The organism is Parapedobacter soli (assembly GCF_025460835.1).
Lineage (GTDB): Bacteria > Bacteroidota > Bacteroidia > Sphingobacteriales > Sphingobacteriaceae > Parapedobacter > Parapedobacter soli.
In genome coordinates this window covers 13291-26745 of record NZ_JAMXAY010000040.1, presented here as the reverse complement: position 1 = coordinate 26745, position 13455 = coordinate 13291, and the positions used below count along the sequence as shown (strand labels likewise).

General features: G+C 50.2%; 12 protein-coding genes. All 12 read left to right on the top strand.

Going from position 1 to position 13455, the window contains the following annotated elements; all coding sequences use genetic code 11:
• Positions 1 to 2: 2 nt before the first annotated feature.
• The 12 genes from NGM62_RS15800 to NGM62_RS15745 all read left to right on the top strand — a co-directional run bounded on the left by NGM62_RS15800 (position 3) and on the right by NGM62_RS15745 (position 13450).
• A complete protein-coding gene (locus NGM62_RS15800) occupies positions 3 to 1121 on the top strand; it encodes a sialidase family protein (protein WP_262249228.1) in 1119 nt (372 codons plus the stop codon).
• Positions 1122 to 1134: 13 nt separating this feature from the next.
• On the top strand, positions 1135 to 2043 hold the full coding sequence (locus NGM62_RS15795; protein ID WP_262249227.1) for a succinylglutamate desuccinylase/aspartoacylase family protein: 909 nt from the start codon (positions 1135 to 1137) through the stop codon (positions 2041 to 2043).
• Positions 2040 to 2849, top strand: coding sequence for an SDR family NAD(P)-dependent oxidoreductase (locus NGM62_RS15790; RefSeq protein ID WP_262249226.1), 810 nt, complete (start codon positions 2040 to 2042; stop codon positions 2847 to 2849). The genes NGM62_RS15795 and NGM62_RS15790 overlap by 4 nt, the downstream gene beginning before the upstream one ends.
• The gene (locus NGM62_RS15785) at positions 2846 to 3976 is read left to right on the top strand and encodes a pyridoxal-phosphate dependent enzyme (protein ID WP_262249225.1); all 1131 of its coding nucleotides are present in this window, start codon (positions 2846 to 2848) and stop codon (positions 3974 to 3976) included. Before NGM62_RS15790 ends, NGM62_RS15785 begins: the two co-directional genes overlap by 4 nt.
• Positions 3977 to 3982: 6 nt before the next feature.
• Positions 3983 to 4891 (top strand): dihydrodipicolinate synthase family protein, encoded by a 909-nt coding sequence (locus NGM62_RS15780; RefSeq protein ID WP_262249224.1) that lies wholly within the window; start codon positions 3983 to 3985, stop codon positions 4889 to 4891.
• A gap of 22 nt (positions 4892 to 4913) precedes the next feature.
• Entirely contained in the window at positions 4914 to 5297 is a 384-nt protein-coding gene (locus NGM62_RS15775; RefSeq protein WP_262249223.1) for a RidA family protein, read from the top strand.
• A 5-nt stretch (positions 5298 to 5302) separates the two neighbouring features.
• Positions 5303 to 6769 (top strand): M81 family metallopeptidase, encoded by a 1467-nt coding sequence (locus tag NGM62_RS15770; protein ID WP_262249222.1) that lies wholly within the window; start codon positions 5303 to 5305, stop codon positions 6767 to 6769.
• Positions 6770 to 6776: 7 nt separating this feature from the next.
• Positions 6777 to 7571: an SMP-30/gluconolactonase/LRE family protein gene (locus NGM62_RS15765; protein ID WP_262249221.1), complete on the top strand. Its 795-nt coding sequence runs from the start codon at positions 6777 to 6779 to the stop codon at positions 7569 to 7571.
• Positions 7572 to 8507: an aldo/keto reductase gene (locus tag NGM62_RS15760; protein WP_262249220.1), complete on the top strand. Its 936-nt coding sequence runs from the start codon at positions 7572 to 7574 to the stop codon at positions 8505 to 8507.
• Between the two features lie 16 nt (positions 8508 to 8523).
• Entirely contained in the window at positions 8524 to 9315 is a 792-nt protein-coding gene (locus tag NGM62_RS15755) for an SDR family oxidoreductase (protein ID WP_262249219.1), read from the top strand.
• A gap of 101 nt (positions 9316 to 9416) precedes the next feature.
• Positions 9417 to 11771 carry a sodium:solute symporter family transporter gene (locus NGM62_RS15750; RefSeq protein WP_262249218.1) on the top strand — a complete coding sequence of 785 codons (2355 nt, stop codon included), beginning with the start codon at positions 9417 to 9419 and terminating at the stop codon, positions 11769 to 11771.
• Positions 11772 to 11842: 71 nt separating this feature from the next.
• Complete coding sequence (locus tag NGM62_RS15745; protein WP_262249217.1) at positions 11843 to 13450, top strand: hypothetical protein; 1608 nt, start codon at positions 11843 to 11845, stop codon at positions 13448 to 13450.
• The last annotated feature ends 5 nt before the right edge of the window (positions 13451 to 13455 follow it).

The window sequence follows — 13455 nt, the reverse complement described above, 5'->3', positions numbered from 1 at the left end:
ACGTGGCCAATAAAGTCATTACTAAAATAGAAACGGGGATTGTATATCGCAATCCCAAACCGCATGTGCGGAGTATCCACGCTTATTTTCCATCCGTTGTGACGGTGGGAAATGACGAAATCTTGGTGTCGCTGGTTACTGGCGAAGCGTTTGAGGCTGTAAACTTGGATACTCACGTCGTCCGCTCGGCCGACGGCGGTCGCACTTGGTCCGAACCGCAGCCGATTATGCCCGCCGAACAGAAACAATTGGCATCCAACTGTGGAAGGCTGTTGGCGGTTTCCGAAACCGAAGTAGTGAGCATGGTCGTAAAAAGCCGTCGCGAACGTCACCCCGATGCCGGTTTAGCGAATCCTGAAAATATGGGGTTTGTTCCTACGGATTTATTTGTGGTAAAATCCGTCGATAAAGGCAATACTTGGTTGCCACCCGTAGAAGTAAAGCCGCCCTTGGATGGTCCATCGTTTGAAGCATGCAGTGCCATCGTCAAACTAAGCGATGGTCGCTGGCTTTGGCCGACATCTACTTGGAGATCGTGGGATAACAGGGAGCCGAACGGAATGAAAATGATTGCGTTGGTGTCAAACGATGAAGGAGCGAGCTGGCCGACCTATTTGGACGTGATGGATAATACAGATGAAGGCGTTATCAATTGGGAAGGAAAAATAGTTGAATTGACCGACGGAAGGCTGCTTGCAGTCTCCTGGGCATACGACGAGAAAAATAGCATTGATAGGCAAAATCAGTATGCAATAAGCACCGACGGTGGGCATAGTTGGACAACCCCCACCTCTACTGGTTTGCACGGGCAGACTATGGCCATCATTCAGTTGCCCGATGGCCGTATTGCAGGCGTGTACCGGCGCATGGATGAACCGGGGCTTTGGTTCAACATAGCCGAATTAGCAGGCGAAAAATGGGTCAATGTACAGGAAGCTTGCCTATGGGGCGGAACCAAGGCAGAATTGAATGCCCGCACCGGGGATATGGTCCGTGATTTTAACGAACTGAAATTCGGCGCACCGTACTTGACGTTATTGCCTGATCAGTCCGTATTGGTGGTATTCTGGTGTTATGAGCAGATGGTATCCAACATCCGCTGGGTCAAATTTAGAATATGATACTGCGAAAACGATGAAGCCAATATACGAAATCGAATCTGGGGAGGAGGGACCGCACTTGTTGATTACTGCGGGTGTTCATGGCGATGAGTATGAGCCCATGTTAGCAGTAGATATACTGGCAAAACGACTGCCCGGACAGCTGAAATCGGGAAAAGTGGTTTTGGTGCCGGTTGTCAATTCGAGTGCCTACGAAAGAGGCACACGCGAAGGAATCGATGGATTGGACTTGGCGCGGAGTTGCCCGGGGAGAGAAAACGGCTCGCCGACGGAGGTGGCTGCGGCATTAATAAGCAAAGAAATTATGCGGGCGACCCATTTAATCGACCTTCATACCGGAGGGAGAGCCATGGAGATTTTTCCGCTAGCAGGCTATATGATTCATTCCACACCAGATGTGTTAACGGCCCAACGTTTGATGGCCCGTGCGTTTAACCTTCCACTGGTATGGGGAACGGATAATTCGCCCAAAGGGCGGACGCTGTCCGTGGCACGCGATAGGGGTATACCGGCCATTTATGTAGAATATGGCGGAGGTGATAACGTATCGCAACCGGTGGTCTCATCGTATGTCAATGGCTGTATGCGTGTAATGGGGGCGTTGGGAATGCTTGTCCCCTCCCAGGCCGACCCGTCTGAGATACGGTATTGGATAGAAGATCCGCGACCCAACAGCGGCCACTTGCAATCGCGAATGCCAGCGCCTTGCGAGGGGGTATTTATACCGATAGTTGCTGTGGGCGCGCACGTATCAAAAGGTCAGACCTGGGGTACGATTGTTCGGGTATTAACAGGGGATTCGGTTGAAATCGAGGCAGATCGCGATGGTTTTGCCCTTTTTGTGCGAGCATCCGCTCGGGTTAAAGAAGGAGAAACATTGGGAGGTATTATATCAGTAGAAGAATATCGGATTAAAGGATGAACAAGAAACGAACGGTATTGATAACGGGCGCAGCTGGGGGAATCGGTAAAGCAGTTGCTTTAAAGTTTGCCGAAAAGGGGTACGCATTGGCCTTGGTGACCCGTTCGAACGGAGCCGACTTATTAAAAGCTGAGCTCGATCAAATTACGTCAGATTACACCGTCTTCCAAGGGGATTTAACGGACTTCGATTTCGTTTCGGGCGTGGTTGCCAAAACGGTGGATCGATGGGGCCGGTTGGACGTGCTAGTGAATAATGCCGCATGGCGGACGTTGGAGAGTATGCGTACCATAAGTCTTGCGGATTGGGAAAAAACGATACGTGTTTGTCTAACGGCCCCTGCTTTTCTGTCTAGATATGCGGCAGAAGCGATGGAGAAGCGCGGAATCCAAGGTTCGATTATCAATATTTCGAGCGTGATGGCAGTGCGTGCCGCGGGAAATTCGCCTGCTTACGTGGCTTGCAAAGGAGCAATGGAAGGCCTGACCCGTGAGCTTGCGGTATTGTACGGGCCGCGGGGAATTCGGGTGTTGGCACTGAGTCCTGGTCAGGTCGACACGGCTATGAGTAACGATTACACCGACGGAAAGCAGACCAATATAAGCCGGGTTTTATCGGAAAATATGAATGCAAATACGCCTCTGCGGCGCGGTGGAACCCCGCAGGAAATTGCCAACGCCGTTTACTGGCTTGCGTCGGAAGAGGCTTCCTTTGTGAATGGCACTACCCTGATAGCCGATGGCGGATTCGTAGCCAACTTCAGCGCCTATGAAATGAAAAAACTACAGTTACCGAACGAATTTTGAAAGGGATTTGGAAATATAGCCAGTTTTTGCCTCAGATCGCAGAAAAGCATCGCATCAGCTTAGGCGAGGGCAATACGCCATTGATACGTTCCCGGTATATCGGCCCGGCGTTGGGATTGGATAACCTCTATTTTAAACTGGAAAATGTCAATCCGACCGGTTCCTACAAAGATCGCTTTGCTGCTGTTGCACTAGCCGACTTGTTGAGCCGCGGGGCTACAACGTGCTTTGCCACTTCCAGCGGTAATACCGGCGCCGCGCTGGCTGCTTATAGTGCGGCGGCGGGCTTGAGGTGTTTTCTCGTGATTGTTGACGGCGCGCCCGAAGGGAAAATGACGCAGATGCGCGTTTATGGTGCAGATACATTGATGGTGAAAGGCTTCGGAATCGACCCGGAAGTGAGCGCTGATGTGATGAGGATGTTGCGGCAGGTGGCTGCGCGACACCGCTCTTCGGTGCAGATCAGTGCCTATTCGGAAAGCCCAACGGCGATGGTCGGGGTGCAGACCATCGCCTATGAATTGGCCGAAAGCCTGCGCCCACAACATGTTTTCGTGCCGTCTGGCGGTGGAGGGCTTGCGCTATCCATTGTAGAAGGATTCCGAATTTGGAAGTCTGAAAACACCGGGTTTGGTCTGCCGGCGATTCATTGTGTCCAGCCGGTGGGAAACAACACCATTGCGGGCGCTTTGGAAGCAGGGGCGGACGCTGCGACGGAAATTGCGGAAAGCACGACACGGATAAGTGGCCTGCAGGTACCAAACATACTTGATGGCGATGCCGTTATAGCCGGTTGCCGACTGTCTGGAGGCACCGGACACCTTATTACGGACGATGCAGTGTACGCAAGCCAGCAAGAACTGGCAGCCAATGAAGGCATCTATTGTGAACCTGCGGGCGCGGTGGCGCTGGCAGGGTTGAAAAGCGCGCTGGCAGCCAGCGCCGTCAACGTGGGTAGCAAGGAAACGATTGTATGCCTGGTCACCGGCCATGGTTTCAAAGATCCAGCCAGTGCTAGCCGGTTGGCGAACTTTGGTGGCCGCTCTTATTTTGAAAGTACAAAAGAGACGTTTAGCTACATAGAGAGCAAGCTGAACGATGTTAAAAATAAATACGATAAAAATTAAAAATACATGAAAGAAGGTTTTGAAGGGTTATGGCCTGCATTGTTTACTCCTGTAAAAAGCGACGGAACCCCAAACTACGAAGAATTACATAAGCTCGTTGAACTACTGATTTCCCAAGGTTTAGATGGCTTGTATATTTTGGGCTCCTCGGGTCAGGGCGTATTGTTTACCGAGCAACAAAGAAAGGAAATAGCCAAAAACGTCTGCGATCAGGTTAGGGGGCGAATCCCGGTTATGGTGCAAGTAGGTGCATTGACCACAGCCGAATCCATCCGACTAGCGCGGGATGCTGAGCACCATGGCGCCTCGGGGATTTCCTCGGTGGGGCCGATTTATTATGCGTCATCGGCTGAAATGGCGCTCGAACATTACCGCTCCATCGCTCAAGCAACTTCGCTCCCCTTTTTTCCGTACCAATTGGGGAAAAATTCTATCCCGGGCGATATTACTTCATTTATCGGGCAATTGGTGGAAATACCGAATGTGGCGGGGATGAAGCTTACGACTACCGAGTTGCTGGAAATTAGTGTAATCCACAACTATGCGGGCGATCGGCTGAAGTTGTTCAGCGGCGCAGACGAACTCATCTGCCACGCGTCGTTATGTGGAACGGTTGGGGCAATTGGATCTACCTACAATCTATGGGGGGCACAGTGTAAGTTCGCGCTGCAAGAGTTTAAGAATGGAAATTACAATTTTGCACGAGACTTCATGCTTGCATTCCAAGAAACCATTTTTACAATATTGCCTGATGTCTGGACTTTTTTGAGGAGTGCAATGCTGCTTAAACATCAGATTGATATAGGTCCTACAGTAGCCCCGTTGGGAAATGCAAATAAGGTTTGGAAACCGGAAGATGTTATTTCTATAACCGATCGAATAGACGCATTAGTGTCTGCAGAATTACCTCATTAGCTTCACTTTATAAATAAGAAAAATGGAAAGAAAAACAAAGATTACAGGCCCAGGTATCCCCAATATTGCGTTGCCCTTTTCGCCCGCCATTCGGTCTGGCGATTTCGTGTTCGTGTCTGGACAAGCGTCAGTAGACCTTGATGGGAATATTGTCAAAGCGAGTTTCGAAGAGGAATGCCGGCGTTCATTTGAAAACATACGAGCCGTGCTCAAGGCAGCAGGTCTCGGTTTTGAAGACGTCGTTCAGGTTCGGGCATACGTGGCAAACCAGGCTGACCTCCCGGAGTTCAATGCGATTTATAAGGAATACTTCAGTGAGCCATATCCCGCTAGAAGCACGCTGATGGGATGTTTAGGCGACCTCCTGAAGTTTGAAGTGGATGTGATGGCCCGTATAAAAGGATAGCACGGATGGTAAAGCGGGTGGGGGTGATCGGCATCCATCACGAGTCAAATACATTCGTCGACGGGCTTACCACGTTGGCGGATTTCAAACAGCATTATTGGCTCGAAGGCGACGATGTTGTCGGCGTGTTTCGGAACGCCTATCATGAGCTGGGGGGTATGTTTGAGGCTTTGGAGGAAGAAGGCATTGTTGCCGTTCCGCTTATCTATGCCGAAGCCCTGCCATCGGGGGTAGTATCGGGTAGTGTTTTGTCAACATTCATTAGTCGGATGGGTGTTGCAATCGATGCTGCTGGTCCGCTCGATGGCTTTTTGGTAGCGCCACACGGAGCCGCTGTGAGTGAGTTTTTCCTGGATATGGACGGGCATTGGCTCACAGCACTTCGAAATAAGATCGGGCCGCATGTGCCGGTTGTTGGTACCCTCGATCCCCACGCCAACCTGAGTAAAAGGATGGTGGCAGCCACCGATGCGATGATTGCATATAAAACGAACCCGCACACAGACCAGCGGGACGTAGGCCGCGAAGCGGCTCTGTTAATAGCGAGAATGCTTCGTAACGAAGTAAAGCCCGTAGCTCACTTCGTGGAGTTGCCCCTCGCCATCAGCATCGAACAGCAGCATACGGCTGTTGAACCCTGTAAAAGCCTTTTTGCGTATGCCGCTGAACTCGAGTCTTTAGTAGGGGTGCTTTCGGTGAGTGTATGTATCGGGTTCCCCTATTCAGACGTTCCAGAGATGGGCACGTCAGTGCTGGTTATAGAAGAAAGAGGAACCGGCGCTGGCCCCCTCGTAGCGGAGCGGTTGCGGAAGTTCATTCTGTCGGATAAATCGAGATTCAACGGTTTAAAAAAAGATGTCGTTACCGTTATATCTGAGATGGATGTGTGGGAAACCCCGATTCTTTTTCTGGATATGGGCGATAATATCGGAGGTGGTGCCCCAGGCAATTTAGTAGGCCTGCTGGAGGCCTTCGAGCAACACGGGAAGGGCCCTTTCTTTATCTCTATTTTCGATCCCGAAGCGGTCGCGCGTGCGTGCGCTTATACACCGCGTGACCGATTTACGCTGGAACTGGGGTTGCGGTACAAACAGCCGGGGGGATATCGATGCAACGTGGAGTTACAATGGATAAAAAATGGTTCATTCCACGAACAGCATGCCCGGCACGGTGGGTACACGAAATTTGAAATGGGCTTGACCGCGCTGGTTATTACGGATCACGGCAATACCATCATGCTCACTTCCCAGCGTGTTCCACCGTTTAGCCTGCAACAGCTGTTGGCATTTGACATGGTTCCTCAGGCCTTCCGGATGATTGTGGCCAAAGGTGTGAACGCGCCTATAGCGGCCTATGGGCCCGTTTGTAAGACAATATGCCAGGTGGATACCGAGGGCCCGACGCAAGCCGACATGACCCGATTTACATATATTCACAGAAAGGTGCCTTTGTATCCGTTCGAGGATAGCTGAATAGAATATGAGACGGACGATTATAGCTGATTTGCCCTTTTACACCGAAGGACCGATAAGCGACGGTGACGGAAACTTATTTTTCACTACGTTGAGCGGTGGAGTGATTTGGCGATTTGATCAACAGGGTTGTCTAACGCAATGGGCATTCTCCGACTGTCCGAATGGCCAAATCATATTGCCGAATGGAGATCACTTGGTTTGTGATAGCAAACTGGCCGCAATCAGACGGTTTTCTCCCAGTGGGCGGTTGCTCAGCGACGAACTGGCAGGCTACTGCGCGGGTGAACCGGTCCAGGTGCCGAATGATTTAATCATGGCTGATGATGGTACGTTGTTCTTCACGGATTCGATACGCCATGCGGGCCGCGTTTTTTATGTGAGAGCCAATGGTCAACAGGGTGTGTTGGCAGCGAACTTGGACTATCCCAATGGCTTAGTGTTTTCTCCGTGCGGAAATTGGTTATATGTAGCGGAGAGTTATCGTAATCGTATTGTAAAGATAGACGTAGGGGGGGAGGGTGGACTTGAAGTTTTCGCAGACCTGCCAGTACATCCTTCGGGAATACCGGAGGGTAACCTTCCTGATGGATTGAGTATGGGAGAAGATGGCAACCTGTGGATAGCACATTATGGTATGCAGGCTTTGCAGGTTATTTCGCCTGAAGGGGCCCTTGTAGATACGGTCGACACGGGAATCCCGTTAACGAGTAATGTAAGTTGGTTAACGAAACAGAGGTTGTTGGTAACCGGAGGCTTCGGCGAGCCCGGCCCGGGGCGAGTGATACTAATTGAAATGTAAATGGATTATTTAGAATACTTTGGATACTCGATACCCAGGCTCAGCTTAGGCACCGTAGCGCTTGGGCTTGATTACGGCATTGCTAATCCGGCCGGTCGGCCCGGTAAGGAGGAAGCATTCGCTGTTCTTGCTACTGCGCTTGATGCAGGCATTTCCTGTTGGGATACTGCGCGTACTTATGGAGATGCGGAGGAGTTAATTGGCGAATTTTTACAGTCGCGCACCGCCCCAGTTACATTGGTGACAAAATTTAAAATAGGTAGTGAGTCCCTAGACGATTCGAAGGTTGCGATCGATGCCGCTGTGTGTAGTGTCCGTGCCTCGTTAAAAGCATTGCGCGTGCCATCGGTTCCCCTTGCGCTGTTGCACATGGAACGCCACCTGCCTATAGTACGCGTACGTAAATTACTGTTGCTTATCCTCAACGAACTAAAGCAGATGGGATTGATTATGCGGGGCGGTATCTCGGTCGACCATCCGGATGAGGCAGTGTATTTCGCGGATGAGCCGGTCATTGACGCCATGCAAGTACCAATCAATATCTTTGATCAGCGGCTGATTCAAAGCGGTGCATTGGCCCAAATGGAGCGTGCTGGAAAGCTCGTGTTTGCCCGTAGCGTATTTTTGCAAGGTCTTTTTTTTGTGAATCCAGATCATTTGGCTGGGAATCTTCAACAGGCGGCCGAGCCTTTGCGTCAATTAGGCGAAATTGCCCGGGGGGAAAGCGTGAGTGTAGCTCAATTGGCATTTTCATTTGTTAGGGATCTTCCGGGAATTTCCAGTATTATTTTCGGAGCCGAGCGATCGAGCCAAGTGAACGATACCATGGGGCTTTATGCAGGAAAGGCGATTAGCGACGAAGGCCGAGATAGACTTCGGACGCTTTATGCCGCGATGCCAGAAGAGGTGATTACTCCGGCCATGTGGACGAATTAATAACGAATGAGAAAAAATGGAAAAACTTTTCAGCTTAACTGATAACGTAGTCATTGTAACGGGAGGTGCTGGTTACTTTGGCATGCCGATCTGTGAGGCACTTGCGGAAGCAGGCGCGACGGTGGTTTTAGCCTCACGAAATGAAAGCAAATGTGAGGCGGCCGCCGCGACGCTGCGGAACCGGGGGTTGCATGCAGAAGGCATGGGGCTTGACCTGAGTGATGGTCGTTCGATTCAGCAGTTCGTCGATCGCGTGTTTGATCGTTTCGGCCGCATTGATACGCTGGTAAATAATGCGGTATCGAGAGACGGTTACAAGGATCTAGAAGACCTTACGGAGGCCGACTGGAACCGTGCCCAAGCGGTAAATTCTACTGGATTGATGTTGATTACACAAGCTGTAATCAAGGTCATGCGTAAACAAGGATCAGGCAATATTATCAATATCGGGTCTATACAAGGGGTGCAAGGGCCGCACTTCCCGGTTTACGGACATACGGGGATGACAAGCCCAGTAAATTACACCTATGACAAATGGGCAATTGTGGGTTTCACCAAGTGGCTCGCCACTTTTTATGGCAAGTACAACATACGGGCCAATTGCATCAGTCCCGGCGGGTATGGGCCGGGTGTGGAGCTGGATTTTGGAGATAACGAATTTGTCGAAAATTACAAGCGCTTAACTCCCCTGGGTCGGTTTGCAGACGATAAGGACATTAAGGGGCCCGTGGTGTTCTTGGCGTCCACTGCAGCAGCCTATGTAACGGGGCATAATTTGATTGTAGATGGTGGATGGAGTAGCTGGTAAAGATGGTATTCAATGAGATAAAACAGGGAGCTTGCACTCGGGTTATTGCCGCTCTCTTACTAGGCCTTAGTTTTTTTTATGCTCCATCTGTACAAGCGCAGTTGCACGACCAGGTTCGATTAAACGAATACATCGACTTGCCGGCACAACGGACGGGCGCGTTTATGGCTACGAGCGGAAATACGCTGATTTTCGCTGGGGGCTTGGATGAGGTTGGAGAGGCATTCGATGAAATTTGGTTGTTGCGGAAAGGACGATGGGAGCGTGCCGATATCCGGCTTCCCAAACGTTTGGCACACGGAGTGGCTATTGGCTTCAGAGATGAGGTTTTGCTGTTTGGCGGTACGGATGGGCAAGTAGTTTCGTCTAGCGTATACGTAATTTCTACCCATGGGGGTAAGCTTCGGCTGGATAGCCTTACACAACTTCCCGTTCCGCTGGCCTATATGACGGGAACGTTGGTGGACCAGACGGTACTTCTAGCGGGCGGCCGATCCGATCTTTCCGGAAGTGGAAAGCAACATTTTTATGCGTTGAATTTAAATCAAGAGGTTCACCAGGCCGCTTGGGTAGAACTTCCATCGTGGAACGGCCCCGAGCGGGTGCAGGCGGTTTCGGCAACTTTTAAAAGCGAGTTCTTTCTTTTTGGCGGACGGGACTCCTTGGGTACGCAAGCTGAGTCATTACGCGATGCATACCGATTTGTTCCCATGTACCAAGACGGAAGGGTGGTGAGCGGGGAATGGCAACGCTTGGCAGACTTACCGGCCGACCTGGCAGATGGCCCGGGCCCTGCAGCGGCGTTTGGCCTAGACCATTTGCTATATCCAGCTCAACAGGATCACGAACAACCGGGAGAGTCGTTGCTGCTTGCTTATCATGTTGGAACGGATGCTTGGATGGATTTCGGTACACTTCCTGGCGAACAAGGCGCTTGGGGCGGTACATTGATCAAGTGGGAGCAAGATTGGCTGGCAACGATGGATGTCGGGGAATCGACCGTTTTAATGGAGCTTTCCAAAAAGAAGGAATTTGGGTGGGTCAATTGGTTGACGTTGGTGGTGTATTTAGGGTTTATGCTCTGGATTGGATTCATCTACGATAAAAAAGAAGAGCAGACGACGTCAAATTTTTTCACGGCAGGAGGCCGTATCCCATGGTGGGCGGCGGGGATTAGCATTTACGGTACGCAAATAAGTGCAATTACGTTTATGGCCATTCCGGCGATTGTATTTGCGACCGACTGGTCTCTGGCAATCGGATCGGTGTTGATTCTTGCCACGGTACCCATTGTAGTGCGTTATTATATCCCGTTTTTTCGACGGTTAAGTATTACTTCTGCATATGAATACCTTGAGCATCGTTTCCACAAAAGTGTCCGCCTTCTGGGAAGTGTTTCCTTTATTTTGTTTCAACTGGGTCGCACGGGTATCGTATTGTATCTGCCCGCGGTAGCCATAGCTTCTGTAACGGGAAGCAATATCTACGGTATTATTGCCATCATGGGCTTCATCTGTATTATCTACACGGTAATGGGTGGAATCGAGGCCGTTATCTGGACGGATTTTGCGCAGGTAGTGGTGCTTATGGGAGGTGCCATCGTGTGCCTGATTGTTGGGATCATGCATGTGGATGGGGGATTGGACGCGGTGATTTCTCAGGGGCTTGCTGAAGGGAAGTTTACTTGGTATCACTTGGGTTGGGACCCGTCGCGTTTGGTGCTTTGGGTCTGCATCGTCGGCTTCTTCTTTCTGAATATCATTCCGTATACCTCAGATCAGACAATTGTCCAGCGTTACCTAACCGTTAAAGACGAGAAGAGCGCGGCGAAAAGTCTATGGGTCAATTCATGGATCACCCTTCCGGGGACGGTGTTTTTTTTTGGATTGGGTACCGTCCTTTACGTGTTTTATACAAACAACCCGGATGTGGTCGCTGCAGATAAGGTGGACGAAATCTTGCCCTATTTTGTTGTACAACAACTGCCTGCCGGTATTGCAGGTTTGGTGATTGCCGGGATATTTGCAGCAAGCCAATCGACCATGAGCAGTAGCATGAATAGCATAGCAGCTAGTTTCACCTCAGATATTTTTCAGGCGCTTTCGCAGCAAGCCAGTGATCGATCCAGTTTGGCCGCTGCGCGATGGGCAACAATTGGTGCAGGGGTGTTTGGTACTGTAAGCGCGATGTTTATCGCATTATTGGATGTCCAGTTTATTTTTGATTTGTTCCAAGAGGTTTTGGGCGTGTTGGGCGGTAGCCTTGCCGGTGTATTTATCTTGGGTATTTTTACGAAGCGAGCCAATACGGTGGGTGCGATAACGGGTTTAATTATCGGCGTGCTTGCGGTGTGGCTGACGAAATCCTATACCGATATCAGCGTTTATTTATATGGTGCTATCAGTGTGGTTTCGTGCGTAATAGGTGGATATCTGTGTAGCTACTTTAAATCGTAGGGCGTTGAGCAACAACTGTTTCAATTTCAGATGGGCGAAAATCGTTAGAAATAAAATAAAATCGATCGGAAATGATGCGTAAAAAGAAAATAACCCAATTAATTGTTTGTTTTTCGGTGGTTTTTAGTGTCGCTTGGGCAGGTGCCTCGTTCCCTAAGGATGGATTGTTGCATCGGGATACATCTGTCAATGTAATTGATGTCGATACCAAGCGGCAATTATTGGTCGACGACTACCTGGTTGAACGGTTGTCCGGTGGTGCGGAAAGACGGCTGCATCGGCCGGTTCCTCAAGAAATAGTGATTGAGCACGACGAGCCATGGGAAGGTAGTTACTGCAATAATCATAGTATTTTTAAGGATGGTAACATGTACCGGATGTATTATGCATCGGTACACTATAATGTACAAGAAGGGAAGGTGATTGATGATGAACACGGTTTTTTTCTTTGCTACGCCGAAAGTGACGATGGCATACACTGGCGAAAGCCCCATTTAGGTCTTTTTGAGTTTGAAGGTTCTAAGAACAATAACATCGTTCTTACGGAGGATGAGACCTCAGGGGTTCGGGTTGCGGCCAGTTCGGCAGCAGTTTTTATCGACGAGAATCCGGATGCAACGGCTGATGCAAAGTATAAGGCGGTGATTGCCTCCTATACGGAGATTGGGGGGGTGCCGCGAGGGGCGATGGTATTTAAATCGGCCGACGCTATTCATTGGTTTCCAATGAGTAAGTCGCCCGTATTCAGTGGCGGCTCCTTTGATTCGCAAAACGTTGGTTTTTGGGATGCCGGAAGTCAGCTTTATCGGGCATATTGGCGCTATATGGCAGGTGAAGACAAAATTCGGTCGATACGGACCGCTACATCACCCGACTTTGTAAACTGGGATAATTACCACGACCTGCGCTATGTGAACTCTCCGGAAGAGCATCTTTATAACAACGTGATTAAATCTTACTACCGTGCACCGGATGTAATTGTTGGATTTCCTATTCGGTACATTGAACGTCCATGGTCAGTTGCTATGGAGGCATTGCCGGAGCTCGACCATCGTCGGTTACGGTCATCGTCTGTTGAGCGTTTCGGTACGGCGCTGACAGAAGGGTTGTTTATGACCAGTCGCGATGGCGTCACGTTCAACCGGTGGAATGAGGCGTTTTTGCCGCCGGGGATTGAGCGACCCGGTACGTGGAACTACGGTCATCAGTTCATTGGTTGGACGATGGTAGAAACAACGTCTGCCCTATACAACGAACTTAATGAATTATCTTTTTACGCAGTGGAGGGAAACTGGACAGGTCATAGCACCTCGTTGAGAAGATACACACTTCGCTTGGACGGCTTTGTATCCATTAATGCGCCGCTGTCTGGAGGGGAATTGCTAACCAAGCCCATGGTCTTTGGCGGGGACGAGTTGCAACTGAATTACTCGAGCGCCGCCGCTGGTGGAATCCTTGTTGAGCTGTTGGATGAAGACGGCAACCCGATCCCGGGATACAGCCAAGCAGATAGTGATCCTATTTTCGGCGATACCATTTGCCGAATCGCCCGTTGGCGGGGGAGCGCCGATCTTACACCGTTGATTGGTAAAGTCGTACAGGTTCGCTTTATTTTAGCAGATGCCGACCTCTACTCCTTTAAATTTGATAGGAACGAAGTGCGAGACAATCAAAAGTAAAGTCA

Bases quoted from the DNA above. Each gene is read 5' to 3' on its own strand.
- NGM62_RS15795 (WP_262249227.1), top strand. From the start codon at position 1,135: ATGAAGCCAATATACGAAATCGAATCTGGGGAGGAGGGACCGCACTTG.
- NGM62_RS15790 (WP_262249226.1), top strand. From the start codon at position 2,040: ATGAACAAGAAACGAACGGTATTGATAACGGGCGCAGCTGGGGGAATC.
- NGM62_RS15780 (WP_262249224.1), top strand. From the start codon at position 3,983: ATGAAAGAAGGTTTTGAAGGGTTATGGCCTGCATTGTTTACTCCTGTA.
- NGM62_RS15775 (WP_262249223.1), top strand. From the start codon at position 4,914: ATGGAAAGAAAAACAAAGATTACAGGCCCAGGTATCCCCAATATTGCG.
- NGM62_RS15770 (WP_262249222.1), top strand. From the start codon at position 5,303: ATGGTAAAGCGGGTGGGGGTGATCGGCATCCATCACGAGTCAAATACA.
- NGM62_RS15765 (WP_262249221.1), top strand. From the start codon at position 6,777: ATGAGACGGACGATTATAGCTGATTTGCCCTTTTACACCGAAGGACCG.
- NGM62_RS15760 (WP_262249220.1), top strand. From the start codon at position 7,572: ATGGATTATTTAGAATACTTTGGATACTCGATACCCAGGCTCAGCTTA.
- NGM62_RS15755 (WP_262249219.1), top strand. From the start codon at position 8,524: ATGGAAAAACTTTTCAGCTTAACTGATAACGTAGTCATTGTAACGGGA.
- NGM62_RS15745 (WP_262249217.1), top strand. From the start codon at position 11,843: ATGATGCGTAAAAAGAAAATAACCCAATTAATTGTTTGTTTTTCGGTG.